The organism is Bacillus sp. RE35, assembly GCF_052146655.1.
Taxonomy (GTDB): Bacteria; Bacillota; Bacilli; order Bacillales; family Bacillaceae_G; genus Bacillus_A; species Bacillus_A cereus.
In genome coordinates this window covers 3,966,085-3,989,880 of record NZ_CP197377.1, presented here as the reverse complement: position 1 = coordinate 3,989,880, position 23,796 = coordinate 3,966,085, and the positions used below count along the sequence as shown (strand labels likewise).

The window sequence follows — 23,796 nt, the reverse complement described above, 5'->3', positions numbered from 1 at the left end:
TTAAATGTGACGGAATTGTGACATATGAAAGAAAAGTGTTTACAAGAGGTCATATATACGTTATATTTAAGACCTCTTTTTTCTTCATAGTAGAATTGCTAATTCCCCTTAGCATTTTACCCCTCTAATCCCTTCAGGAAAACTGAAGGGATTTTTTATTATTTTTCCGTAAATATCATGTTATAATTTTTGAAAAGTAAAGGGAGGGAAGCACGTTGATAGATGCATTAGATGTAATGAGTAACTTGGATAAAGTCCTTCCTTATTATCAAGCTATTTTTAGTGCTGATGAGCATACTGTAATTGGATATGAAGTAGTAGGACGTATTCAAACAGAAGAGGGCATACAAAGTTTAGCTTCTTTCTTTCACGATGATTCGATTCCAAGTGAATTTCAACTGGAAGCGGATAATATTATAGTAGAAAAAGCTTTAAATCGTTATTTAGAAAGCGATCAAAAATTATTATTATTTATACATCGGAATGCTAATGTATTAATGAATGATGATGATGAAAGCTTGCTTCAACTTTTATTGAGGTACGAAGAACAAGGTTTAAATTTAAAACAAATTGTTTTAGAGATTACAGAGCATGAATGTAAAGAAGATATAGAGCAATTTAATCATTTGCTTATGTATTATCGTACATATGGTATTCAAATTTCGATTAATAAAGTCGGAACGGGTACAAGTAATTTAGAGCGTATTAGCGTGTTAGCACCTGATATTTTAAAAGTAGATTTAACGAACTTAAGGCAAACAGCACTTTTACAATCTTATCAAGATATTTTATATTCTTTATCATTACTTGCTAGAAGAATTGGTGCAACTTTATTATATGAAGAAATAGATGCTTTTTATCAACTGCAATATGCTTGGAAGAACGGCGGAAGATATTATCAAGGTAATTATTTAAAAGAATGTTTACCTGATTTTATTGAAACGAATGTTTTGAAAGAGCGACTAGGTAATGAATGTCATCAGTTTATTCAGCATGAAAAGAAGAAGTTACAAAAAATTTATAATTTAACAGAGATGTTACGCGATCGCATTGGCGATGTTTTATCAAAACAAAAAAAGAATGAAGATATAAATGATTGGTTATTACAATTTAGTCAAAGTGTATCACAGTGTAGTTTTCGTATATTTATTTGTAATGAAGATGGTTTCCAACAATCAGGAAATGTTATGAAAAAAGATGGAGAATGGATTGTGATGCCGGATTATTATATGAAGAACTGGAGCTGGCGCCCGTATTTTCTCGAGAATATAATGAAAATGCGTTTTGAGAATAAGGCGAGGCTTTCAGATTTATATGCAGATATTGAAACGGGAGAAATGGTACGAACATTTTCTTTCCCGATTGATGATGACAACTTTTTATTTATAGATTTATCTTATGAATATTTATATGAAGAAGATGTTTTATTTTAATGCACGAAGAGATTCGTGCATTTTTTGTTTGTTTTTATCATAAATTGGTAATAGTGAAAATGGTGATGAAAATGCTGTCTATCGTTGTAAAGATTTTACGAACGAAATCTGTCCTTTCTTTGCATAATCATTGTTACAATGAATACTACAAAGACAAGTTCTTTTAAAAGGAAGGTGAAAAAATGAGGAAATATGGAATATGGCTTGTTCTATTTGTATGTGTTGCCTTTCTAGTTGGTTATAGTGTTACGACTGTTTTAGGAAAAGAGGAAGTGGAAGTCGATCGGAAAGAAGTATTTACAACGATACAAAAAGGCTATGAAACCCAGTTTTCAATTCGTGGGAAGCATTTGCCGATGAATAAGATGATAGAGACGTTATCACCGTATTTTACAGATAATTTCCTTCAAGTATTTACAGATGAAAATAGCAGAAGTGATAAACAAAGTGGTGAATATTTACTTCCGGCAAAAGAAGCACCGTTTTCTTTTAATTCAGAAACGAAAATGTCGTATGATGAAGAACATAAAAATTTATATGTATATGAGCGGACAAAAAGTGGACAATATCAAATTGTAACATTGAAAAGGGATCAAGATAAATGGAAGTTAGCAGGATATCATGAAAGTCAGGAACTTTTAACTGAAATAAAAAGGTTGCAACAATTATAAAGTGAAACTTTTAATCAGTGGGTGGGAGTTTTACTACCTACAAATAGCGGGATAAGAATAGGAATAGGTATTTACCTATTCCTATTCTATATTGAGTAGTTGTTGTAACTTTTCAATTTGAAAACCTGCAACTACTTCGCCATCAATTACGACTGTTGGAGTTGAATAAGAATCATAGTCGTATAAAAGACGATTGCGAGCAGCAGCGTCTTTTTTTACGTCAAATTCTTCATATGCAACGTTATTATGCTTCAAAAATTCTTTTACAATAACACATGGCGGACAATCGGGTTGTGTATAAACCTCAATTTTTTTCATTGTAATTCCTCCTTTTTTCTGTTTTTTATTATATTCTTCCAGTATAAAAACCGCAATAATGAAGGAGAAATATGTTCTTTCTGTTTTTTCCTTCGCATTTCGACAAATTTTTAGTTGAGTTTCTGGCCAATAACCTTTATCCTAGAGTGTGGAACATTTTTTCTGTTATGACGGATAGAATGAGTATAGCTGTAAAACCTATTGGTAGGAAGATCAGAGAAAGGAGAGATTTCATGTCTCTACTCCAAGGAATTTTAACTCGACTTGTTAGTCTACAAGAACAAGCTGAAAGCGGTGAAGTAGCACAACGCTATTTTGAAGTGAACGGTGAGCGCAAATGTAGCGTGAAATTTTTCGATAAAAGTGAAATGTATGAGTTAGAAGTGTATCAACAAGGTGAAAAACCTCAAGTATATCAATTCGATAATATCGACATGGTTGCAATTGAGATTTACGATATCATTTCTTGATACATATAAAAAAGGTACTGCCACATGGCAGTACCTTTTTTAGTTCTATTACTTTCCAGCGTAATGTATAGAAGTTTTTTATTTTTCCTACAATGGTATTAAAATGAAAATTTAATCCGTGCAAGTTTGCTTATCCATGTGGATAATTAGTCTCGTCAACCGGGTGAATATGTGAAGCTAAACTTCTCACTATCGCTGGGTTTTGCAAATAGCGGGAGAAATATAACTAGGAGGTTATCGTATGGAACGTTTACCAGTTGTGATTTGTCCTAATTGTCAAAGTTCTGCTGAGATTATTCATGTATTAACGGCTCAATCTAATCAAAATGTAATTTATACGTGCCAAGTTTGTCACTTTGTAATTCGAAATATTGAAACGAATAAAGGATAGGAAGTTATAATTTTAGTTTTTGTCCCATACAATGAGAATACGAAAAGTCTGTCTAATTGAAAGGACGTGACTCTGTGGACGGTGCACATAAATTTTACAATGTTTCAGAGAGACATTTAAATTTTGATATGGTCTTTAACCGTATTTGTAGTTTCATTGAAAAGGATCCGCGAAATTTGTATCGATTATCCATTGGGACAGACTCGCAAGCGCATCAAAAGGATACGAGGTTTATTACAGCAATCCATATTCATCGTGTTGGAAAAGGTGCCTGGGGTTGTTTACACCATAAATCAGTAAAAGATAAGCCAGCGACCTTACGTGAGAAAATATATTTAGAAACGCAGTTTAGTCAAGAAATCGCATGTCTATTTACGCCTACTCATATACAAACAATATGGGAGTTATTGCATCCTTATGCTCAAGATGGGGCTGGATTCATAATGGAAATTCATTTAGACATTGGGAATGATGGCTTAACAAAAGAATTTATTTTAGATATGACAGAAAAAATTCGAGCGATGGGATTAACTGCAAAAATTAAGCCGGATGCTTATGCGGCGTTTAGCTATGCAAATCGATATACGAAATGATTTTTTTGTATGTGTACGATTGTTACATATCTTTAAATGAAAACTGAATATTACATCTATTAAATAGGTTGAATTTTTTATATAATAAGAGTAACGATGCGAGTGTAAGGAGAGGGGTATATGCAAAGGGAAGTTGTTTTAACGAAGGAAGAAGAAAGTTTACTACTAGATATTTTATTTCAGCAAAATTACGCAAGTGAAATTTTAGCTGTGGAACTTACAGATATTGAGAATGGTTTGAAACAGACAGATGTGATGCAATATAAAAAAATCACAAGGTTATTTTACAGATTAAAAAATAAAGGGTATTAAGCGCTACCGGAATGGTAGTCTTTTTTTTGTGCGGTATGCTAAAATAGCTGTGTGATTGTATTTTTATTGAAATAAATTTAGGACAAAATAATAATATGAAAACGCTGTCATAAAATGTGAATAGAGTTGTGAACATAAGCAGGAAAAAGGGAAAATGGGGGATGTAATATGATTAGTATTCCGAAAGACGAATTTCAACAAATTCTTGTGAAGGATTTAATGATTTCATCGGAAAAAGTAGCTCATGTCCAAATTGGAAATAGTTTAGAACATGCTTTACTCGTTCTTGTAAAATCTGGATATTCGGCGATACCTGTCTTAGATCCAATGTATAAACTACATGGTTTGATTAGTACTGCCATGATATTAGATGGTATGTTAGGATTAGAACGTATTGAGTTTGAAAGGCTCGATGATATGAAAGTAGAGCAGGTGATGAAAGAAGATATACCTGTTCTTAAATTAGACGATTCATTTGCAAAAGCTTTAGAAATGACAATTGATCATCCTTTTATTTGCGCTGTTAATGAAGAAGGCTATTTTGAGGGGATTTTAACACGTCGGGCTATTTTAAAATTGTTGAATAAGAAAGTAAGGCAACATAATCGATAAAGTGAAAAAAGTGACTTCATAGAAACGAAGAAGTCACTTTTTTTTCGTGCATATCACTTGTGTATGTATTATATTTAAAAAGACATAAAACATAAGGAAAGTTTGTGCTGGACAATTGTATTTTCTGAATGAAAGCATTCGGGTAAATTAAGGATGAAAAGCTTATTGAAATAAGGTGTATGGAAGCTAAGGAAAGAGGGAGAAAGTTGCAAATTGATGATTTTCAAATGATGGTTGTGTTAGCTCAGGAATCAAATATGAGAAAAGCGGCGGAACGTTTATTTGTTTCCCAACCTGCGCTGAGTCAACGATTACAATCTATGGAGAAACAATGGGGAATGAAGTTTTTTATTCGCTCACAAAAAGGATTGACAATTACACCTGAAGGGGAAAAAGTTGCAAATTATGCCAAAGAAATGTTGCAAAGGGAAGAAGATATAAAAAGTGAGCTGGCTGTTTTCAGAACGGAAACTCATGGAACGTTAAAAATAGCTGTTGCATCAGTTATTGGTCAATATTGGCTCCCTCCTGTTTTGAAAAAGTTTGTGCATAAATATCCTTCTGTAAAGATATCGCTGTTTACTGGATGGAGTAGTGAAGTGCAAAAGCAGTTTTATGAAGGAGACGTGCATGTTGCTATACTGAGGGGAACACAAGAATATAAAGGTCAGAAGCAACAATTATTTGAAGATGAACTGTATTTAGTTGATAAAGAAATAAAAGATATTTCGATGTTAAAAGAAACAAATAGGCCGTTCATTCAATTTAAAAGTGACTCGACTTATTATGGACAAATACAAAATTGGTGGTATGGTTTATTTTCTAATCCGCCTAAGCGAACGATTGTAGTTGACCAAATTGAAACATGTAAACAACTTGTTTTAAATGGTATAGGTTATGCCCTTTTACCTTCTACTGTTTTAAAGGAAGTACAGGAAAATATGTATAAAACACCTGTTCAACTGACGAGAGAAACATGGTTGTTAACAAGTGACTCGGCAAGGCAGTTGAAGCAAGTACAAGCATTTTTAGAAATTATAGAAGAAATTCAAAGGGGAAAATAAGATTATTATCTTGCTACTCGCTCTTTCGTTTGGTAGAGTAACATTATAAATGGATTTAGGAGGCAACAAGAATGAAAATGATGGACGCTAACGAAATTATTTCGTTTATTCAAAAAAGTGAAAAGAAAACTCCTGTAAAGGTATACATAAAAGGGGATTTAAAAGAAGTAACATTCCCTGAAACAGTACAAGCATTTGTGAATAAAAAATCAGGTGTATTATTCGGAGAATGGTCTGAAATTAAGACAATTCTTGATGAGAATAATAAGCACATCGTTGACTACGTTGTAGAAAACGATCGTCGTAATTCTGCAATCCCAATGCTTGATTTAAAAGGTATTAAAGCTCGCATCGAGCCAGGTGCTATTATTCGTGACCATGTTGAAATTGGTGACAACGCTGTAATTATGATGAATGCAACAATTAACATTGGTGCTGTAATTGGTGAAGGTTCTATGATCGACATGAACGCAGTACTTGGTGGACGTGCAACAGTCGGTAAAAACTGTCACGTAGGTGCAGGTGCTGTACTTGCAGGTGTTATTGAGCCACCTTCTGCAAAACCAGTTATCGTTGAAGATGATGTAGTAATCGGTGCAAATGTAGTTGTTTTAGAGGGTGTTACAGTAGGTAAAGGTGCAGTTGTAGCAGCGGGAGCTGTTGTAACAGAAGATGTGCCTCCATACACAGTTGTTGCAGGTACTCCAGCACGTGTAATTAAAGAAATTGATGAGAAGACAAAAGCAAAAACAGAAATTAAACAAGAGCTTCGTCAATTAAACCCAGAGAAATAAAAAGTAAAAAAAGCGTAAGAGCGTAAATGGGCTCTTACGCTTTTTATAGATAGAGGTGCAAAAATGACAGTAAGCAAATTTGTCCAAATTCGTAGAGATCTACATAGAATTCCAGAAATCGGATTTAAGGAATGGAAAACACAACAGTATATTTTAGATTATATAGGAACACTTTCTCATGAATTTGTGGAAGTGAAGACATGGAAAACGGGTGTAATCGTTAAAGTAAATGGAAAAAATCCCGAAAAAATAATAGGTTATCGTGCAGATATAGACGGTTTACCAATTACAGAGGAAACTGGATACGAGTTTGCTTCTATTCATGAAGGAATGATGCATGCATGTGGCCATGATGTACATACAACAATCGGTTTAGGCCTTCTAACGAAAGCTGTGAGCGAAAGAATAGATGATGACCTTGTATTTCTATTCCAGCCAGCAGAAGAAGGACCAGGCGGTGCTCTTCCTATGTTAGAAAGTGAAGAGTTAAAAGAATGGAAACCAAATATAATTCTTGGTCTTCATATTGCACCAGAATACGCTGTGGGGACAATTGCAACGAAAGAAGGACTGTTATTTGCCAACACTTCAGAATTATATATTGATTTAAAAGGGAAAGGTGGCCATGCTGCCTATCCACATACTGCAAATGACATGATTGTTGCAGCGAGTCATCTTGTTACACAGCTTCAATCCGTTATTAGTCGCAATGTAAATCCTCTTGATAGTGCAGTAATTACAATCGGGAAAATTACTGGTGGTACGGTTCAAAATATTATTGCAGAAAAATCTCGTTTAGAAGGAACGATTCGAACATTATCAGTGGAATCAATGAAGCGTGTGAAAAGCAGAATTGAGTCAATTGTTGCAGGTATCGAAGCTTCTTTCCAGTGTGAGGCGATTATAGATTACGGAGCAATGTATCATCAAGTATATAACCATGAAGAGTTAACGAGAGAGTTTATGGAATTTGTACATAAACAAACTGATATGAATGTTATTACATGTACTGAGGCAATGACGGGTGAAGATTTTGGTTATATGCTTCGAGAAATCCCTGGATTTATGTTTTGGCTTGGAGTAAATTCAGAATATGGTTTACATCATGCAAAATTAAAACCAGACGAAGAAGTGATTGAAAAGGCAATTACATTTTTAAGCCAATATGTAAAGTGGAAAGGGAATAGAAAATAAAACTTCCACTTTCTTGAAGGTTCCAAAAAACTTTTTGTTCTGAGGTGTAAGTAACGCTCGTATAGATTGATTTTAGACATTGACATACAAATGGAAGAATTAAAGTTAATTGTACTGTTTTAATAATGAGCAGGGGGGTTAGCCACTGCTCATTATTAATTATTTGACTAACTTATATATGTTTACTTTTAGTATGAAAAGTGTGTAAAATCAATGTGAAACATAGAAAAAAGGGTGGGGAATTACGTGCAAATTAGCAGTGCGATTTTATGTTTCGTCTTATATGCGTACGTTATTATTGCGGCGGTTTATTTTGGGATAAGTTTTTATGCCTATCGTCTAGTAGATAATAATGAATATGACGAAACATACAAATGGGTGAAGAGATATTTATCACCTGTACTAGAAATTATGAATGGGTTTGTGCTCTTTTTATTTATTGGATTAATTGCTTTTTCAACGAGTTTAGTAGGGAATAAAACTACGTTATTTGTATTGGGTATCATTATTTTTATGTTGTTAGGAATAAGGATTGGTAATACGGTCTTTTGGAATGAAAGAAAAGTAGATGGTTGGACGGGAATGTTAATTCCGTGCATGTTAGCTGCAATCGTGACAAATATAGAGCATGAATATTATCAATTACATTTTTGGCTTATTATCGTTTTAACAATTCTTTCTGTTTTGTATATAAGCACAGTAGTACTAACATATATTGCACATGAAAAAGGAGATGTTAAAGGCACTCGTTTCTTTAGAGGACGGGCATTATTTTGGAGTGTGCCGACGATGGTAGTTATCGCGCTTATTGCGATATTAGTAAATGGATATCAATTTTCTAATTGGCAACTATTTTTAGAAAATTGGTGGATCTTTATCTTTTCGTTTATTGCTTTTTTAGGTGCAACGCATTATTTATTCCATCAACATCATTACATATGGGCGTTGTTATTTGCATTCACACAGCTTCTATTTGCCTTTTTTGGTCAAGAAACATTATTATTCGTTTTTGAAACATTTAGTTCTTTTGGAAATATATTTGTATTTGCTATGCTACTTGTTGGTATCGCTTTTTACTTGCAACAATATTTTTATATACAAAAACAAAAATAAGAGCTAATTACAGTTTTTGTGACGCATATAAAGTGTGTTACACTGAAAATAAATAGTACTTGAAGTTATTGGAGGAATTCCCGTGGGTGAGAAAGAAAAAGAATTTGCTGTCATTGGACTTGGTCGCTTTGGTGGAAGTATTTGCCGAGAACTAGCTCAATTAGGAATGGAAGTAATGGCAATCGATTCAGATGAGGATAAAATTAATGAATTTGCAAATATAGCTTCGCATGCTGTAATTGCAGATTCAACAGATGAGATGGTATTAAAAAGCCTTGGTATTCGAAATTTTGATCACGTAGTCGTTGCTATTGGAGATAATTTAAATTCAAGTATTTTAACGACTTTGATTTTGAAAGAGTTGGGTGTAAAAAATATTACTGTAAAAGCTCAAAATGATTATCATGAAAAAGTGTTAAGTAAAATAGGTGCAGATCATATTGTGCATCCAGAACGTGATATGGGGAAAAGGATTGCTAATAATATTGCATCAAGCAATGTGCTAGACTACCTTGAGCTTTCAGATGAGCATAGTATTGTAGAGATTATTGCGAATAAAAAAATTGATGGGCACTCTTTAATTGAATTAGATATTCGTGCGAAGTTTGGATTGAATATTGTAGCAATTAAACGAGGCAAAGAAGTTATCGTATCCCCTCGAGCTACGGAGAATATTCAAGCAGGAGATATATTAATTGTCATTGGTCATGACGATGAAGTGGATCGATTTAAACACTTTTTAAGATAAGAGAAAAGAAAAGGACAATGCCTTCATGGCATTGTCCTTTTCTTATATTTCCATAATGATTGGTAAAATCATTGGACGGCGTTTCGTTTTCTCATATAGGAATGGAGCTAATGTGTCTGTAATTTCATTTTTAATTTCAGACCATTGTGTTGTTTTACGCTCCATTACTTTTTCTAAATGAGTTGTAATTAATGTTTGTGCATCATTGATTAAATCGCTACTTTCACGCATGTAAACGAAACCGCGTGAGATGATATCAGGTCCTGCTGCAACTTTAAATTCTTTCATATCAATGCTTACAACTACAATTACAAGTCCTTCTTCAGAAAGGATACGACGATCGCGTAATACGATATTGCCAATATCTCCAATACCGTTTCCATCAATGTAGACCGAACCAGATGGGATTTTTCCAGCTACGCTAGCTTCATCCGAACGTAAAGCAAGAACATCGCCATTATCCATAATGAAGCAATTTTCTTCAGGGATGCCACAATCATTTGCTATGTTCATGTGCATACGCTGCATACGATATTCACCATGAATTGGCATGAAGTACTTCGGTTTAATTAGACGTAACATTAACTTTTGTTCTTCTTGTCCACCGTGTCCACTTGTATGGATATTTGAAAGTTTCCCATGAATTACATCAGCGCCAGCGCGGTACAACATGTTAATTGTACGACTTACGCTAATTGTATTTCCTGGAATTGGTGAAGAAGAGAAAACAACTGTATCTCCAGGAATAATTTGAATTTGGCGGTGTGTACCGTTTGCAATACGTGAAAGTGCTGCCATCGGTTCACCTTGACTACCTGTACATAAAATAACAACTTTATTAGCTGGTAAGCGGTTTAGTTGAGATGCATCTATGAATGTATCTTTCGGGCAACGAATATAACCAAGGTTTTGTCCAATTTCAATCGCTGCTTCCATACTTCGACCAAACACAGCTACTTTACGGTTGTTTTCAACAGCAGCTTCAACAACTTGTTGTAAGCGGTGAATATTTGATGCAAAGGTTGCGAATATAATCCGTCCTTCTACTTTACGGAAAATGTCTTGAATGCTATCACCAACGCGACGCTCAGACATAGTAAAGTTTGGAACTTCACTGTTCGTACTATCAGATAATAGACATAGTACGCCATCTTTACCGATTTCAGCCATTTTTGTTAAATCAGCTGGTTCACCAACTGGTGTGAAGTCAAATTTGAAGTCACCTGTATGAACGACTTGACCTTGAGGTGTTTTCACAACAACGCCGTACGAATCTGGAATACTGTGAGTTGTACGGAAGAAGGATACAGACGTTTTTTTGAATTTAATAACGTCATCTTCTTGAATCTCGTAAAGTTTTGCTTTACGAAGTAAGCCGTGTTCTTCTAGTTTGTTTTTGATGAGTGCAATTGCTAATTTTCCGCCGTAAATTGGAATGTTCACTTGACGTAATAGGTAAGGGATTCCGCCGATATGATCTTCGTGACCATGTGTAATGAATAACCCTTTAATTTTATCTTCGTTTCGCACAAAATAAGTGTAGTCTGGTATTACATAATCGATTCCGAGAAGTTCGTCCTCTGGAAATTTAATTCCAGCATCAATTATAATAATTTCATCTTGAAATTGAACAGCGTATGTATTTTTACCGATTTCACCAAGCCCACCGAGAGCAAATACAGCAACTTGGTCGTTTTTTAGAAATTTCATATCGCTATACGATTTCCGCTAATGTTAAATCAGCGTTTTCTTTTTCATATTCAAGATGAGCGCCAGTAACAGACTGAACAAACTCGATATTATATGCGAACTTATTTAATTTTGTACGAACATCCTTTTCAGACGTAGCCTCTAAATATAAAACTTTTGTATTTTCACGTACTGGAACCTCAGTTAATTTTTCTTGATAAAATACTTTAAAAATCATTTGGAAAACCTCTCCTTGTCTATGTTTTGCATTATCTGTTACTTATTATAAAGCAAACAGTCACGATTTTCATGTTTTTTCGAATGAGAATGAAGAAAAAGCCCGAAATGGGCACAATTTAAGCGACTGTCTTTTTACGGACTAGACCATTTAAATAACGCTTGAGCTTTTTCTTCAGCTTCTTCAGCATGATTACTCCTTCCTTTCCTTATTTTAAACATGCCTATTACTAGTGAAAACTCTATCTCTGATATAAGAGATAGGACAAAAGTGAATGGTGAATCTTGTCCTTTCCCATATAGTGAAAGTTATTCTATAGTAACGATTAGTAGCCGTTAGTTATAGGTATAGTATGAGGAAGAATGGAAAAGAAAATTCATACGAACAAGTATCCACATGTTTTACTAATATATATATGCAAAGTTTACAAATAAGGTCAGAAAGGGAACGCTTTCTTCACAGATGTTTAATATGTTATACTTTTTTTTAGAATTTGAAAAGTGATATTCAAAATAGGAATATAGAGTGCCAGAAAGGATTTTGACAAATGAATGATAAAATTGTCTTTTTTGATATTGATGGAACATTATTAGATCATGATAAAAAAATTCCGCAATCTACACGAGATGCAGTAAAACAGTTACAAGAAAAAGGTGTACATGTAGCAATTGCGACAGGGCGCGCGCCATTTATGTTCGAAGATATTCGTAAGGAACTTGATATACATAATTATGTTAGTTTTAATGGACAATATGTTGTCTTTGAAGATGAGGTAATATTTAATAATCCGTTACATCCAGATGCTTTACATAAGTTTACTCAGTTTGCAAAACAAGAAGGATATCCACTTGTATATCTTGACCATCAAGATATGAGAGCATCAGTGGAATATCATGATTATGTGAAAGAAGGCTTTGGAAGCTTAAACTTTGAGCATCCAGCATATGAGCCTAATTTTTATGAGGAACGTAATATTTATCAAACACTACTTTTTTGTGAAGTAAATGAAGAGGAAAAGTTTATTAATCATTATCCAGATTTTCATTTTATTCGTTGGCATGCATATTCAATGGATATCATTCCGAATGGTGGTTCTAAGGCAAAAGGAATTGAGAAATACATTGAAAAGTTAGGTTTTAATCGTGATCAAGTGTATGCATTTGGAGATGGCTTAAATGATTTAGAAATGATCGAAGCCGTTGGCACAGGTATTGTGATGGGAAATGGCCATGAAGACTTGAAAAAACTTGCAAATCATGTGACAAAGGATGTTAATGAAGACGGTATATATCATGGACTAAAGTGGGCTGGATTGCTATAAGTGAATATGGAACCCATTTCATAATAAAAAGGCGGAAGATTAACTTCCGCCTTTTTATTATTATCGCTCTAGAGGTTTGGAATCATCAGGAGCGGCAAAAGGATTTTCTTTATTGATATGGTCATAGAACATAACGCCATTTAAATGGTCAATCTCGTGCTGAAATACGATTGCTGGTAAACCTTTTAAACGTAATTTTACTTCTTCTCCGTTAATAGAAGTTGCTTTTACTGTAATTCTTGTATAACGAGGAACATAACCAGGTACTTCGCGGTCTACAGATAGACAGCCTTCACCACCCTGTAAATATGTACGTTCAACAGAATGGCTAATGATTTTTGGATTGAATAATGCATGGCTATATAATGTACCATCCGCATCGGTTACATGAACTGCAATCATTTTTTTTGAAACACCGATTTGCGGAGCCGCTAATCCGATTCCAGGGCGTAAACTATATTTTTCAGCCATTTCAGGATCTTGGCTATTTATTACGAATTCAATCATTTCTTTTAAGGTAGTTGTATCTTCTTCGCTTGCCGGTAAGGACACCTCTTCTGCAACGTTGCGCAAAATAGGATCTCCTTCGCGAATAACATCTTTCATTGTAAGCATATGTAATCTCTCCTTTCCTCTTTAGTCTACCAAAGGAGATGGAAAAAGTCATCGGCAAGAAAGGGAAGGCATTTTGGAAATCGTTCTATTATAGAGTAGTTATGTATGTGGTAAACAGAAAAAGACGGCAAAGCCGTCTTTTTCTTTCCATAGTTGTTTCGTTTTACAATTAGCGAATGCAAGCAGCACCAACGATAATTAAAAGAATAAACAACACAACGATTAAGGCGAAGCCGCGTCCAGACCCGCCACAAGAACCGCCATAACCGTAGGAAGGATATGAACAAGTTGGATAGCAATATGAGTATCCGTACATGAGATGACCTCCTTTATCATTTCCCGCTAATACTGCGGTTACTATAATGTATGGAAGAGAGGGTAGAAATGTATAGGTATTTACCTAAAAAAGGAAGAGTAGTTTGTATATTTTTGTTACGAAGAGAGAAAAACTAAAGAGAATTAAATCGTTTACATATTATTCTAAGAGAAAAAATAAGTGAAAAAGGGAATAATATAACAGTAGGTCAATGCTTACTAATACAGATGTAAAAAATAAAAACACGTTTGTGTAGTAGAAACCTGCATATTATTTATAAAAAAACGTATTCAAAGTAATTGACATCGTAATTAGAATAGTTGTAAACTAAAAAACGTGATCAAGATTGTATTAATATGTTTCTGAAAAAACATTAGTACAGATTGTTAGGTACACAAAATTATTCTCAACCGACATACAAACATGTTGGTTTACATCGTTGCGCTTTTTAAACTGGAAAATAGCCAGTGAAAGCGTTTCAGAATATGGTTCAAGAGAGGAAGAGGTGAACGGAATGGGTACTAAAACAAAAAAGACCCTATTTAATGTTGATGAGCAAATGAAAGCTATCGCAGCTCAATTTGAAACATTACAAATTTTAAATGAAAACGGTGAAGTTGTGAATGAAGCAGCTATGCCTGAATTATCTGATGATCAATTAAAAGAATTAATGCGTCGTATGGTGTATACTCGCGTATTAGATCAACGTTCTATTTCTTTAAACCGTCAAGGACGTTTAGGTTTCTACGCACCTACAGCTGGACAAGAAGCTTCTCAATTAGCAAGTCATTTCGCACTTGAAGCAGAAGACTTCATCTTACCAGGATACCGTGATGTACCACAATTAGTATGGCACGGATTACCATTATACCAAGCATTCTTATTCTCTCGTGGACACTTCATGGGTAACCAAATGCCTGAGAATGTAAATGCATTAGCTCCACAGATCATTATCGGTGCGCAAATCATCCAAACTGCTGGTGTTGCGTTAGGTATGAAACTACGTGGTAAAAAATCTGTTGCAATTACTTACACTGGTGACGGTGGTGCTTCACAAGGTGACTTCTACGAAGGTATGAACTTTGCAGGTGCATTCAAAGCTCCAGCAATCTTCGTTGTTCAAAACAACCGTTATGCAATCTCTACTCCAGTAGAAAAGCAATCTGCAGCTAAAACTGTAGCACAAAAAGCAGTAGCAGCAGGTATTTACGGAATTCAAGTAGACGGTATGGATCCATTAGCTGTATACGCAGCAACTGCTTTCGCTCGTGAGCGCGCAGTAAATGGCGAAGGCCCTACTTTAATCGAGACTTTAACATTCCGTTACGGTCCACATACAATGGCTGGTGATGACCCAACTCGTTACCGTACAAAAGATATCGAAAACGAATGGGAACAAAAAGACCCAATCGTACGCTTCCGTAAGTTCTTAGAAGCTAAAGGCCTATGGTCTCAAGAAGTTGAAGAGACAGTAATCGAAGAAGCAAAAGAAGATATCAAACAAGCAATTGCTAAGGCTGACCAAGCTCCAAAACAAAAAGTAACTGATTTAATGGAAATCATGTACGAAAAAATGCCTTACAACTTAGCTGAACAATATGAAATCTACAAAGAAAAGGAGTCGAAGTAAGCCATGGCTCAAATGACAATGATTCAAGCAATCACTGATGCTTTACGCGTTGAAATGAAAAATGACCCTAACGTACTTGTATTTGGTGAAGACGTTGGTGTAAACGGCGGTGTATTCCGTGCTACTGAAGGTTTACAAGCTGAATTTGGTGAAGATCGTGTAATGGATACTCCACTTGCAGAGTCTGGTATTGGTGGACTTGCAGTTGGTCTTGCACTTGAAGGATTCCGTCCAGTTCCAGAAATCCAATTCTTCGGTTTCGTTTATGAAGTAATGGATTCAATTTCTGGTCAATTAGCTCGTATGCGTTACCGTTCTGGTGGACGTTGGACTGCTCCAGTAACAGTTCGTTCTCCATTCGGTGGTGGTGTTCATACTCCTGAACTTCATGCTGATAGCTTAGAAGGATTAGTGGCTCAACAACCTGGTCTAAAAGTTGTTATTCCATCTACTCCATACGATGCTAAAGGTCTTTTAATCTCTGCGATTCGTGACAACGATCCAGTTATCTACTTAGAGCATATGAAATTGTACCGTTCATTCCGTCAAGAGGTACCAGAAGGTGATTACACAATTGATTTAGGTAAAGCTGATATCAAACGTGAAGGTACAGATGTATCTGTTATCGCTTACGGTGCTATGGTTCACGCTGCATTAAAAGCTGCTGAAGAACTTGAAAAAGAAGGTATCTCTTTAGAGGTTGTTGACTTACGTACAGTTCAACCATTAGATATCGAAACAATCATCGCTTCTGTTGAAAAAACAGGTCGCGTAGTTGTAGTTCAAGAAGCTCAAAAACAAGCTGGTATTGCAGCTAACGTTGTAGCGGAAATTAACGACCGTGCAATCTTAAACTTAGAAGCTCCAGTTGTACGTGTTGCAGCTGCTGATACAGTATTCCCATTCTCTCAAGCAGAGAGCGTATGGTTACCAAACCACAAAGATATTGTTGAAGCTGTAAACAAAGTAATGAACTTCTAATTTTTAGCTTTTCATGTGCAAAAGAAATCAGCACATGCTGGTTTCTTTTGTACATATTCCATAATAATGAAATGAATCAGGGGGCTGAATTCCGTGGCATTTGAATTTAAACTACCAGATATCGGTGAAGGTATCCACGAAGGTGAAATCGTAAAATGGTTTATTAAACCAGGCGATGAAGTAAACGAAGACGATGTACTTCTTGAAGTACAAAATGATAAAGCAGTAGTAGAAATCCCTTCTCCTGTTAAAGGTAAAGTACTTGAAGTACTTGTAGAAGAAGGAACAGTTGCAATCGTAGGAGATACATTAATTAAATTTGATGCTCCTGGATACGAAAACCTTAAATTTAAAGGTGACGATCATGATGAAGCTCCAAAAGCTGAAGAAGCAGCAGTAGAAGCTCCAGCAGCGGAAGCTACTCCAGCAGCAACTGCAGAAGTAGTAAATGAGCGCGTAATCGCTATGCCATCTGTTCGTAAATACGCTCGTGAAAAAGGTGTAGACATTCATAAAGTAGCTGGTACTGGTAAGAATGGCCGTATCGTAAAAGCTGACATCGATGCATTTGCAAATGGTGGACAAACTGTAGCAGCAACTGAGGCTCCAGCAGCAGTAGAAGCTACTCCAGCAGCAGCGAAAGAAGAAGCACCAAAAGCACAACCAATCCCAGCTGGTGAATATCCAGAAACTCGTGAGAAAATGAGTGGTATCCGTAAAGCGATTGCGAAAGCAATGGTTAACTCTAAACACACAGCTCCTCACGTAACATTAATGGACGAAGTAGATGTAACAGAACTTGTTGCTCACCGTAAGAAGTTCAAAGCAGTAGCAGCTGACAAAGGTATTAAATTAACTTACCTTCCGTACGTTGTTAAAGCTTTAACATCTGCATTACGTGAATACCCAATGTTAAACACTTCTTTAGACGATGCATCTCAAGAAGTAGTTCATAAACATTACTTCAATATCGGTATCGCAGCTGATACAGACAAAGGTCTATTAGTACCAGTTGTTAAAGATACAGATCGTAAGTCTATCTTCACAATCTCTAACGAGATCAATGATCTTGCTGGTAAAGCACGTGAAGGTCGTCTAGCTCCAGCTGAAATGAAAGGTGCTTCTTGCACAATTACAAACATTGGTTCTGCAGGTGGACAATGGTTCACTCCAGTTATCAACCACCCAGAAGTAGCAATCCTTGGTATCGGCCGTATCGCTGAAAAACCAGTTGTGAAAAACGGTGAGATCGTTGCAGCTCCAGTATTAGCATTATCTCTAAGCTTTGACCATCGTTTAATTGACGGTGCAACTGCTCAAAAAGCGTTAAACCAAATTAAACGTCTATTGAATGACCCACAATTATTAGTAATGGAGGCGTAATAACAATGGTAGTAGGAGATTTCCCAATTGAATTAGATACAGTCGTTGTTGGTGCAGGTCCTGGTGGATACGTTGCGGCAATTCGTGCAGCACAATTAGGTCAAAAGGTAGCAATCATTGAAAAAGCTAACCTTGGTGGCGTATGCTTAAACGTTGGATGTATTCCTTCAAAAGCGTTAATCAATGCAGGTCATCGTTATGAGAATGCAATGCATTCTGATGACATGGGTATTACTGCAGAAAACGTAAAAGTTGACTTTACAAAAGTTCAAGAATGGAAAAACGGCGTAGTTAAGAAATTAACTGGCGGTGTTGAAGGCCTTCTTAAAGGTAACAAAGTTGAAATCATTCGCGGTGAAGCTTACTTCGTAGATGCTAATACATTACGCGTTATGACTGAAGATGCAGCTCAAACTTATACGTTTAAAAATGCTGTTCTTGCAACTGGTTCTACACCAATCGAAATTCCAGGATTCAAATACTCTAAACGTGTTATCAACTCTACAGGTGCTTTAAGCTTACCTGAAATTCCTAAAAAACTTGTTGTAATCGGCGGCGGTTACATCGGTATGGAATTAGGTACTGCATATGCTAACTTCGGTACAGAAGTTACTGTAGTAGAAGCTGGCGACGAAATCTTAGCTGGTTTCGAAAAAGCTATGAGCTCTGTTGTTAAACGTGCTCTACAGAAAAAAGGTAACGTAAATATCCATACAAAAGCTATGGCTAAAGGCGTTGAAGAAACAGAAACTGGCGTAAAAGTTAGCTTTGAAGTTAAAGGTGAAATCCAAACTGTAGAAGCAGATTACGTATTAGTAACTGTAGGTCGTCGTCCAAACACTCAAGAAATCGGTCTTGAGCAGGTTGGAGTTAAAATGACTGACCGCGGCATCATCGAAATCGATGAGCAATGTCGTACAAATGTACCAAACATCTATGCAATCGGTGATATCGTTCCTGGACCACCATTAGCTCACAAAGCTTCTTACGAAGGTAAAGTAGCTGTAGAAGCAATTAGTGGCCATGCATCAGCTATCGATTACATCGGAATTCCTGCAGTATGCTTCACTGATCCAGAATTAGCATCTGTTGGTTACACTAAAAAACAAGCTGAAGAAGCTGGAATGACTGTAACTGTATCTAAGTTCCCATTCGCTGCTAACGGTCGTGCATTATCATTAAACAGCACTGACGGTTTCTTACAACTTGTAACACGTAAAGAAGATGGTCTTCTTGTAGGTGCTCAAGTTGCAGGTGCAGGTGCTTCTGATATTATCTCTGAGATTGGTTTAGCTATCGAAGCTGGAATGACAGCTGAAGATATCGCTCAAACAATCCATGCTCACCCAACATTAGGTGAAATCACAATGGAAGCAGCTGAAGTTGCTCTTGGAATGCCAATTCACATTGTAAAATAATTTAAGTAATGTAAATAGCCCTTCTCTTATTATAAGAGAGGGGCTATTTTTATTTTCATCAAATGACTTGCAAGGTCTTTAAACGTACTTGTCGAATGAATATATAATACTTTAACAAATGATTCCGGCTTAACTTACTTCAAAGGTAATATATATCATCCTATAATATGTAATTGATTCAAACGTACCCCCATATATTAATAAAATAGAGCATGTCAAAGGAGAAGGTTCCATGAAAATATTACATGTTATATTTTATCATTTACTACTATGGAGTGGCTTTTCCACTGTATTAACATTATCGAATGGTGATAAGTTTCATTATAAAGTTATTCTTTTTTTCGTATTTCTATATTTAGCCTATGTAATAGCATATTTTGTATTGCACGTAAGAAAGCAAGCTTTATTTCTTACATGTTCGAATTGTATATTATTTTTAATCATATTATCTATTTTTTAAATTAGCGTTTATAAAAATACATTGTTCTTCCATTAAATAATTGTAACTCTCCTTCTAATTTCTTCGCTAAAAAACGGCAAAATTCATTTGCTTTCCCTTTGTCACCAAATGTTGCATTAGGTGGTAAAGAAACTTGGATGAAAGATTGTTCATTTTCTATACCAACACCAATATAAATTGAGTCATACCGGTCGTGATTGGATTGAAGTTTTAATGTTGTTGTAGATGTATCTAAAATTTCATAAGGAAAAGCGGTATTTGTATACGTGTAATTAATTTGGGCACCAGTTTTAGAAGTAACTGCTTTATAATAATGAAAAAGTTGTTTTATATCATCTATTGAAACTGATTGTTGGTTGGATTTCGGTACAAGCGTAATAAAGGCGTGTTGCATATAAGTTCCCCCTAACTTAGTAGAATACTATCATTCTACATCCTACTGAATTTTTTGACAATTAAAAGGAGTATTACATGTTTTGTTTAATATACTATTAATGAAACGTGATGTAGAAAGGTGGAAACCAATGTTTGAAAAATTGTATGATGAGCATGAAAGTGTGAAGGTACGATTTTTAGGGTTTATGACACATGATACACGTTATGATTTTGGTGTTATTTATACAAATATGTTTTTTGGAAAGCCGCTCATTGTTTGTATGCAAACAGGAAGGTCTACTTTACTCGGACGAGATGATGTAGAGAATGTTCAATATATACAGGAGATTTTTAAATTAGGATCAGAAGAGGAAGCAAAGGAGTTAGCTCAGTTTTTCAAATTTCTAGTTCCGTCAACTTCTTTACATGCGGAATATGAAGAATAATTAATGTGAAACAGTCGTACTTATAAATATGGCTGTTTTTTATTTGAATATCGCATACTAATTTAAATTGAAAATATTTAATGTGTTATACTAAAAACCTATTGACGTAAAAAGTATAACATATTAAAATAAAGACAGAAAGTTAAGCGGTTACAAAAAAGTTTTTGGGATTATAAACTTAGGGGGAAATGAAAAATGGGAACAATCGTATGTCAAGATTGTGAAGGTACAATTGCACACTTCGAAGATGAGAAAGTAACGGTACTTTACGGGAAATGTGGATCTTGCGGATGTGATCACACAGAGCATACAAAAGCCCAATAATTGATAGGAAATGGACAGCTAAAAGTTTTTAGGACCATAAACTTAGGGGGAAATGAAAAATGGGAACAATCGTATGCCAAGTATGTGAAGGAACAATTGGACATTTTGAAGATGAGAAAACGACGGTACTTTACGGAAAATGCGGAACAAATTGTGACTGTGCTAGAAAAGATAATGCGAAAGCTTAATGATAAATAAATAGATTACTATTGAAACTCAGGGGGAAATGAAAATGGGAACAATCGTATGCCAAGTATGTGAAGGAACAATTGGACATTTTGAAGATGAAAAATCAACAGTACTATACGGGAAATGTGGATCTCATTGCGAATGTGACCATAAAGAACATACAAAAGCTTAATAATAAGAAAAAGCGCCTACATGTGTAGGCGCTTTTTTAATAAATTGTAGTTGTATGACCAACTGTTGCAACGATTGCATCATCCCTAATCGGAATAAAGCTTATGGAGGTCTGTGGTGTACTAGAAGAAGCGTATTGGCTCATTATACGACTATCGATACGGGTAATAGTATCGGTCAAGAAAGCTGAAATAAAAGCGTAAGGGACTCGTCGTTCATTTAATGAATAAATAATTTCTTCTTTTGTTTTTACACCTACGCCATGCCCGTAAAAAAAGAAATTTCCTAAATAGATTGTATTTTCTCCTTGCCATTCAATCGTAGCTGGATTTACTTGTGGGTTTTTAAAGTAAACGAGGTCACCTGGAACAAGATCGCCACCGTTTTTTGTTATGAGCCTTAGATCTTGGTCGTAGTCCCATGTATAAAGTAAAAGGTTTGCAAATAGACGATTGAAAGTTTCTTCCTCATACAATGATAGTAAAGCTTTATAAAAAATAATGATCATAGCGGTTGCGCATTCAGTTCCATATAGTTTTCCGTTTTTGAAAATATCCTGTATGGCAATAGAAGGTGGTATGTTTGGAAGAAGCTCGAATCCTCCAAGAGACGTTCTTTTCCAATACTGGGGGTTGCAAAAGGATTGCTGAAATGTACGAAACTGAAATCCACTTTGAAAAAGCTCTAGTGCAGAGATAATAATATTAACTCGTAAATTGAGATCAAAGCTGAGTTCATCAGCTGTTCGGAAGGAATAAACTTCTTGATTTCCTGCCATTATTGATAAAATTTGTTGTTTCTCTGCTGCAAATGGCTCGTATTCATTTGTAATATAAGGATGTACAATAGAACGGCCTATTACAATCATAATAGTATCCCCACCTATACGTTACATTCTTAAGTATCGTATGAAGAAAAGGAAAAAAGGTGAAAAAAAAGCCTATCAACTGATAGGCTTGTACTCTTTAATAACACGTAATGTTTGTAATGTCATATCTTCAGGACCTTGTACAGGTAAACCTGCTTCTAAGTTTTTACGAATATACTCTAAGTTTTCTTGTGTAATAATTTCCCCCGGAGTAAAGATTGGAATCCCTGGCGGATAAACCATAACAAAATCAGCTATAATACGACCCGCTGCATTTTCAAATGGAATGACTTCTGTTTCCGAATAAAAAGCATCTCGAGGAGAAAGTGCTAGCACTGGAATTTCTGGAATCTCTACTTGTACTTGAACACCTTTATCTGCCCTATTTCTAAATGTTGCTGCTAAATCTTGTAATGCTGCAATAAGTGTATTTGTATCACTTTCTGTATCTCCCAAAGTGATAAGACATAGTATGTTGTATAGATCTGAGAGTTCTACTTCAATGTTATATTGCTCTCTAAGCCATACTTCAGCTTGGTGGCCGGTAATACCTAAATCTTTTACAGATACAATTATCTTTGTAGGATCATAGTTAAAGGTAGCATCTGTACCTAACATTTCTTTTCCAGGACAGTAAAGATGCTCAATAGAATTTATAGCATCACGAACATGCTCAGCTAATTGTATTGTTTGTTCTATGAGTGCTGTTCCTTCTGTAGCAAGACGTTTTCTCGCAACATCAAGGGATGCTAACAAGATGTAAGAAGTTGATGTAGTTGTAAGCATGCTAATAATAGATTGGACATGCTTTACATTCACTAAGCCTTCTTTCACATTAAGAATAGAACTTTGAGTTAAAGAGCCTCCTAATTTGTGAACACTTGTTGCTGCCATATCCGCACCAGCTTGCATCGCTGACATAGGTAATTCATCGTGAAAATGAATATGAACACCATGAGCTTCGTCGACTAGTACAGGGATGTCATAAGAATGTGCTAATTGTACAATCTGTTCTAAGTCTGCAGCAAACCCAAAGTACGTTGGGTTAATAACAAGTAAGCCCTTTGCATCTGAGTGCTCTTCAAGTGCTTTTTTGACAGATTGAATTGTGATTCCATGAGAAATACCGAGCTTCGGATCGATTTCAGGATGCATGAAAATCGGTTTTGCACCTGAGAAAATAATAGCTGACATTACTGATTTATGCACGTTTCGTGGTACTAGGATTTTGTCACCAGGACCGCAAACGCTCATCACCATTGTCATAATAGCGCCACTTGTACCTTGAATAGAAAAGAAAGTATGATCTGCACCGAATGCGGCTGCTGCTAAATCTTGTGCTTCTTTAATCATACCTTTTGGATGATGTAAATCATCGAGTGGCGCAATATTAATTAAATCAATTGCTAATGCATTATGCCCAATAAATTCGCGAAATGTAGGATCCATGCCCTGTCCTTTTTTATGACCAGGAATATGGAATTGAATTGGATTTCGCTTACTGTGCTCAACTAAAGCGGTAAACAATGGTGTTTCGTATTGGGACAATCTATACACCCCTTCTTCTTCATAATATTTAGTGTAATTTGTTTTATATAATCCTGCTCTAAAAAAGTGTAGCCCTTTTTAGAATAAGGCTTGTTTTTCTGCCATTCAAAA

Annotated in this window: 30 protein-coding genes; 22 read left to right on the top strand and 8 right to left on the bottom strand. The window is 35.5% G+C overall.

What is annotated here, in order from left to right; all coding sequences use genetic code 11:
- Window positions 1–215: 215 nt before the first annotated feature.
- Together ACTL4X_RS20210 and ACTL4X_RS20205 are read left to right on the top strand one after the other, a co-directional pair.
- On the top strand, window positions 216–1,433 hold the full coding sequence (locus tag ACTL4X_RS20210; RefSeq protein WP_000564306.1) for an EAL domain-containing protein: 1,218 nt from the start codon (window positions 216–218) through the stop codon (window positions 1,431–1,433).
- A 182-nt stretch (window positions 1,434–1,615) separates the two neighbouring features.
- A complete protein-coding gene (locus tag ACTL4X_RS20205; RefSeq protein WP_001233804.1) occupies window positions 1,616–2,104 on the top strand; it encodes a DUF3993 domain-containing protein in 489 nt (162 codons plus the stop codon).
- An 81-nt stretch (window positions 2,105–2,185) separates the two neighbouring features.
- Here ACTL4X_RS20205 and ACTL4X_RS20200 read toward each other — a convergent pair whose 3' ends face one another.
- Window positions 2,186–2,422 (bottom strand): glutaredoxin family protein, encoded by a 237-nt coding sequence (locus tag ACTL4X_RS20200; protein ID WP_000717875.1) that lies wholly within the window; start codon window positions 2,420–2,422, stop codon window positions 2,186–2,188.
- 233 nt (window positions 2,423–2,655) lie between these two features.
- Between ACTL4X_RS20200 and ACTL4X_RS20195 the strand changes: the two genes are divergently transcribed.
- The 10 genes from ACTL4X_RS20195 (at window position 2,656) to ACTL4X_RS20150 (ending at window position 9,713) form a co-directional block, all read left to right on the top strand.
- Window positions 2,656–2,892, top strand: coding sequence for a YkuJ family protein (locus ACTL4X_RS20195; protein ID WP_000055151.1), 237 nt, complete (start codon window positions 2,656–2,658; stop codon window positions 2,890–2,892).
- Window positions 2,893–3,133: 241 nt separating this feature from the next.
- Window positions 3,134–3,283: a hypothetical protein gene (locus ACTL4X_RS20190; protein WP_000440540.1), complete on the top strand. Its 150-nt coding sequence runs from the start codon at window positions 3,134–3,136 to the stop codon at window positions 3,281–3,283.
- Window positions 3,284–3,357: 74 nt separating this feature from the next.
- Complete coding sequence (locus ACTL4X_RS20185; RefSeq protein ID WP_000348488.1) at window positions 3,358–3,876, top strand: ribonuclease H-like YkuK family protein; 519 nt, start codon at window positions 3,358–3,360, stop codon at window positions 3,874–3,876.
- A gap of 120 nt (window positions 3,877–3,996) precedes the next feature.
- Window positions 3,997–4,188, top strand: a complete 192-nt coding sequence (gene abbA, locus ACTL4X_RS20180) for an antirepressor AbbA (RefSeq protein ID WP_001188692.1) — start codon at window positions 3,997–3,999, stop codon at window positions 4,186–4,188.
- A gap of 168 nt (window positions 4,189–4,356) precedes the next feature.
- On the top strand, window positions 4,357–4,800 hold the full coding sequence (gene cbpB, locus ACTL4X_RS20175) for a cyclic-di-AMP-binding protein CbpB (RefSeq protein WP_000623579.1): 444 nt from the start codon (window positions 4,357–4,359) through the stop codon (window positions 4,798–4,800).
- Window positions 4,801–4,979: 179 nt separating this feature from the next.
- On the top strand, window positions 4,980–5,864 hold the full coding sequence (locus ACTL4X_RS20170; protein ID WP_002026259.1) for a LysR family transcriptional regulator: 885 nt from the start codon (window positions 4,980–4,982) through the stop codon (window positions 5,862–5,864).
- 71 nt (window positions 5,865–5,935) lie between these two features.
- Entirely contained in the window at window positions 5,936–6,658 is a 723-nt protein-coding gene (gene dapD, locus ACTL4X_RS20165) for a 2,3,4,5-tetrahydropyridine-2,6-dicarboxylate N-acetyltransferase (RefSeq protein ID WP_000783241.1), read from the top strand.
- A gap of 63 nt (window positions 6,659–6,721) precedes the next feature.
- Window positions 6,722–7,852 (top strand): N-acetyldiaminopimelate deacetylase, encoded by a 1,131-nt coding sequence (locus ACTL4X_RS20160; RefSeq protein WP_000218672.1) that lies wholly within the window; start codon window positions 6,722–6,724, stop codon window positions 7,850–7,852.
- A 246-nt stretch (window positions 7,853–8,098) separates the two neighbouring features.
- Window positions 8,099–8,965 carry a cytochrome c oxidase assembly protein gene (locus tag ACTL4X_RS20155; protein ID WP_001167324.1) on the top strand — a complete coding sequence of 289 codons (867 nt, stop codon included), beginning with the start codon at window positions 8,099–8,101 and terminating at the stop codon, window positions 8,963–8,965.
- An 82-nt stretch (window positions 8,966–9,047) separates the two neighbouring features.
- Window positions 9,048–9,713, top strand: a complete 666-nt coding sequence (locus ACTL4X_RS20150) for a potassium channel family protein (RefSeq protein WP_000504032.1) — start codon at window positions 9,048–9,050, stop codon at window positions 9,711–9,713.
- A 42-nt stretch (window positions 9,714–9,755) separates the two neighbouring features.
- Here ACTL4X_RS20150 and rnjA read toward each other — a convergent pair whose 3' ends face one another.
- On the bottom strand, window positions 9,756–11,423 hold the full coding sequence (gene rnjA / locus ACTL4X_RS20145; RefSeq protein WP_000670377.1) for a ribonuclease J1: 1,668 nt from the start codon (window positions 11,421–11,423) through the stop codon (window positions 9,756–9,758).
- A gap of 4 nt (window positions 11,424–11,427) precedes the next feature.
- Window positions 11,428–11,640, bottom strand: coding sequence for a DNA-dependent RNA polymerase subunit epsilon (locus ACTL4X_RS20140; RefSeq protein ID WP_000576435.1), 213 nt, complete (start codon window positions 11,638–11,640; stop codon window positions 11,428–11,430).
- 547 nt (window positions 11,641–12,187) lie between these two features.
- Here ACTL4X_RS20140 and ACTL4X_RS20135 point away from each other — a divergent pair.
- Window positions 12,188–12,961, top strand: a complete 774-nt coding sequence (locus tag ACTL4X_RS20135) for a Cof-type HAD-IIB family hydrolase (RefSeq protein WP_000998268.1) — start codon at window positions 12,188–12,190, stop codon at window positions 12,959–12,961.
- Between the two features lie 60 nt (window positions 12,962–13,021).
- Here the strand turns inward: ACTL4X_RS20135 and def are convergent, their stop codons facing one another.
- Together def and ACTL4X_RS20125 are read right to left on the bottom strand one after the other, a co-directional pair.
- Window positions 13,022–13,576, bottom strand: coding sequence for a peptide deformylase (gene def / locus ACTL4X_RS20130; RefSeq protein ID WP_000957048.1), 555 nt, complete (start codon window positions 13,574–13,576; stop codon window positions 13,022–13,024).
- A gap of 169 nt (window positions 13,577–13,745) precedes the next feature.
- Window positions 13,746–13,892: a YjcZ family sporulation protein gene (locus ACTL4X_RS20125; RefSeq protein ID WP_000274562.1), complete on the bottom strand. Its 147-nt coding sequence runs from the start codon at window positions 13,890–13,892 to the stop codon at window positions 13,746–13,748.
- Between the two features lie 514 nt (window positions 13,893–14,406).
- On the opposite strand from ACTL4X_RS20125, the gene pdhA reads away from it, so the two are divergent.
- The 5 genes from pdhA (at window position 14,407) to ACTL4X_RS20100 (ending at window position 19,764) form a co-directional block, all read left to right on the top strand.
- A complete protein-coding gene (pdhA, locus tag ACTL4X_RS20120; protein ID WP_000536895.1) occupies window positions 14,407–15,522 on the top strand; it encodes a pyruvate dehydrogenase E1 component subunit alpha in 1,116 nt (371 codons plus the stop codon).
- 3 nt (window positions 15,523–15,525) lie between these two features.
- Window positions 15,526–16,503, top strand: coding sequence for a pyruvate dehydrogenase complex E1 component subunit beta (gene pdhB / locus ACTL4X_RS20115; RefSeq protein ID WP_000068168.1), 978 nt, complete (start codon window positions 15,526–15,528; stop codon window positions 16,501–16,503).
- A gap of 93 nt (window positions 16,504–16,596) precedes the next feature.
- Entirely contained in the window at window positions 16,597–17,886 is a 1,290-nt protein-coding gene (pdhC, locus tag ACTL4X_RS20110; protein WP_000863419.1) for a pyruvate dehydrogenase complex dihydrolipoyllysine-residue acetyltransferase, read from the top strand.
- Window positions 17,887–17,891: 5 nt separating this feature from the next.
- Window positions 17,892–19,304: a dihydrolipoyl dehydrogenase gene (gene lpdA, locus ACTL4X_RS20105; RefSeq protein ID WP_000260104.1), complete on the top strand. Its 1,413-nt coding sequence runs from the start codon at window positions 17,892–17,894 to the stop codon at window positions 19,302–19,304.
- A gap of 232 nt (window positions 19,305–19,536) precedes the next feature.
- On the top strand, window positions 19,537–19,764 hold the full coding sequence (locus ACTL4X_RS20100) for a hypothetical protein (protein WP_000697469.1): 228 nt from the start codon (window positions 19,537–19,539) through the stop codon (window positions 19,762–19,764).
- Between the two features lies 1 nt (window position 19,765).
- Here ACTL4X_RS20100 and ACTL4X_RS20095 read toward each other — a convergent pair whose 3' ends face one another.
- A complete protein-coding gene (locus ACTL4X_RS20095) occupies window positions 19,766–20,158 on the bottom strand; it encodes a DUF1885 family protein (RefSeq protein ID WP_001163291.1) in 393 nt (130 codons plus the stop codon).
- Between the two features lie 130 nt (window positions 20,159–20,288).
- Between ACTL4X_RS20095 and ACTL4X_RS20090 the strand changes: the two genes are divergently transcribed.
- The 4 genes from ACTL4X_RS20090 (at window position 20,289) to ACTL4X_RS20075 (ending at window position 21,270) form a co-directional block, all read left to right on the top strand.
- Complete coding sequence (locus ACTL4X_RS20090; RefSeq protein WP_000462038.1) at window positions 20,289–20,585, top strand: DUF3055 domain-containing protein; 297 nt, start codon at window positions 20,289–20,291, stop codon at window positions 20,583–20,585.
- 195 nt (window positions 20,586–20,780) lie between these two features.
- The gene (locus tag ACTL4X_RS20085) at window positions 20,781–20,909 is read left to right on the top strand and encodes a GapA-binding peptide SR1P (RefSeq protein ID WP_000536778.1); all 129 of its coding nucleotides are present in this window, start codon (window positions 20,781–20,783) and stop codon (window positions 20,907–20,909) included.
- A 59-nt stretch (window positions 20,910–20,968) separates the two neighbouring features.
- Window positions 20,969–21,097: a GapA-binding peptide SR1P gene (locus tag ACTL4X_RS20080; protein WP_000536803.1), complete on the top strand. Its 129-nt coding sequence runs from the start codon at window positions 20,969–20,971 to the stop codon at window positions 21,095–21,097.
- 44 nt (window positions 21,098–21,141) lie between these two features.
- Entirely contained in the window at window positions 21,142–21,270 is a 129-nt protein-coding gene (locus tag ACTL4X_RS20075; protein WP_000536796.1) for a GapA-binding peptide SR1P, read from the top strand.
- Window positions 21,271–21,306: 36 nt separating this feature from the next.
- Here the strand turns inward: ACTL4X_RS20075 and ACTL4X_RS20070 are convergent, their stop codons facing one another.
- Together ACTL4X_RS20070 and speA are read right to left on the bottom strand one after the other, a co-directional pair.
- Window positions 21,307–22,137, bottom strand: coding sequence for a protein-glutamine gamma-glutamyltransferase (locus ACTL4X_RS20070; protein WP_000635337.1), 831 nt, complete (start codon window positions 22,135–22,137; stop codon window positions 21,307–21,309).
- A 75-nt stretch (window positions 22,138–22,212) separates the two neighbouring features.
- Window positions 22,213–23,685 carry an arginine decarboxylase gene (speA, locus tag ACTL4X_RS20065; RefSeq protein ID WP_000084899.1) on the bottom strand — a complete coding sequence of 491 codons (1,473 nt, stop codon included), beginning with the start codon at window positions 23,683–23,685 and terminating at the stop codon, window positions 22,213–22,215.
- Between the last annotated feature and the right edge of the window lie 111 nt (window positions 23,686–23,796).

Excerpts from the sequence above, each read along its gene's own strand:
- ACTL4X_RS20205 (WP_001233804.1), top strand. The coding sequence starts at position 1,616 with ATGAGGAAATATGGAATATGGCTTGTTCTATTTGTATGTGTTGCCTTT.
- ACTL4X_RS20200 (WP_000717875.1), bottom strand. The coding sequence starts at position 2,422 with ATGAAAAAAATTGAGGTTTATACACAACCCGATTGTCCGCCATGTGTT.
- ACTL4X_RS20195 (WP_000055151.1), top strand. The coding sequence starts at position 2,656 with ATGTCTCTACTCCAAGGAATTTTAACTCGACTTGTTAGTCTACAAGAA.
- ACTL4X_RS20190 (WP_000440540.1), top strand. The coding sequence starts at position 3,134 with ATGGAACGTTTACCAGTTGTGATTTGTCCTAATTGTCAAAGTTCTGCT.
- abbA (WP_001188692.1), top strand. The coding sequence starts at position 3,997 with ATGCAAAGGGAAGTTGTTTTAACGAAGGAAGAAGAAAGTTTACTACTA.
- cbpB (WP_000623579.1), top strand. The coding sequence starts at position 4,357 with ATGATTAGTATTCCGAAAGACGAATTTCAACAAATTCTTGTGAAGGAT.
- ACTL4X_RS20170 (WP_002026259.1), top strand. The coding sequence starts at position 4,980 with ATGGAAGCTAAGGAAAGAGGGAGAAAGTTGCAAATTGATGATTTTCAA.
- dapD (WP_000783241.1), top strand. The coding sequence starts at position 5,936 with ATGAAAATGATGGACGCTAACGAAATTATTTCGTTTATTCAAAAAAGT.
- ACTL4X_RS20160 (WP_000218672.1), top strand. The coding sequence starts at position 6,722 with ATGACAGTAAGCAAATTTGTCCAAATTCGTAGAGATCTACATAGAATT.
- rnjA (WP_000670377.1), bottom strand. The coding sequence starts at position 11,423 with ATGAAATTTCTAAAAAACGACCAAGTTGCTGTATTTGCTCTCGGTGGG.
- ACTL4X_RS20140 (WP_000576435.1), bottom strand. The coding sequence starts at position 11,640 with ATGATTTTTAAAGTATTTTATCAAGAAAAATTAACTGAGGTTCCAGTA.
- ACTL4X_RS20135 (WP_000998268.1), top strand. The coding sequence starts at position 12,188 with ATGAATGATAAAATTGTCTTTTTTGATATTGATGGAACATTATTAGAT.
- def (WP_000957048.1), bottom strand. The coding sequence starts at position 13,576 with ATGCTTACAATGAAAGATGTTATTCGCGAAGGAGATCCTATTTTGCGC.
- ACTL4X_RS20125 (WP_000274562.1), bottom strand. The coding sequence starts at position 13,892 with ATGTACGGATACTCATATTGCTATCCAACTTGTTCATATCCTTCCTAC.
- pdhA (WP_000536895.1), top strand. The coding sequence starts at position 14,407 with ATGGGTACTAAAACAAAAAAGACCCTATTTAATGTTGATGAGCAAATG.
- pdhB (WP_000068168.1), top strand. The coding sequence starts at position 15,526 with ATGGCTCAAATGACAATGATTCAAGCAATCACTGATGCTTTACGCGTT.
- lpdA (WP_000260104.1), top strand. The coding sequence starts at position 17,892 with ATGGTAGTAGGAGATTTCCCAATTGAATTAGATACAGTCGTTGTTGGT.
- ACTL4X_RS20100 (WP_000697469.1), top strand. The coding sequence starts at position 19,537 with ATGAAAATATTACATGTTATATTTTATCATTTACTACTATGGAGTGGC.
- ACTL4X_RS20095 (WP_001163291.1), bottom strand. The coding sequence starts at position 20,158 with ATGCAACACGCCTTTATTACGCTTGTACCGAAATCCAACCAACAATCA.
- ACTL4X_RS20090 (WP_000462038.1), top strand. The coding sequence starts at position 20,289 with ATGTTTGAAAAATTGTATGATGAGCATGAAAGTGTGAAGGTACGATTT.
- ACTL4X_RS20085 (WP_000536778.1), top strand. The coding sequence starts at position 20,781 with ATGGGAACAATCGTATGTCAAGATTGTGAAGGTACAATTGCACACTTC.
- ACTL4X_RS20080 (WP_000536803.1), top strand. The coding sequence starts at position 20,969 with ATGGGAACAATCGTATGCCAAGTATGTGAAGGAACAATTGGACATTTT.
- ACTL4X_RS20075 (WP_000536796.1), top strand. The coding sequence starts at position 21,142 with ATGGGAACAATCGTATGCCAAGTATGTGAAGGAACAATTGGACATTTT.
- ACTL4X_RS20070 (WP_000635337.1), bottom strand. The coding sequence starts at position 22,137 with ATGATTGTAATAGGCCGTTCTATTGTACATCCTTATATTACAAATGAA.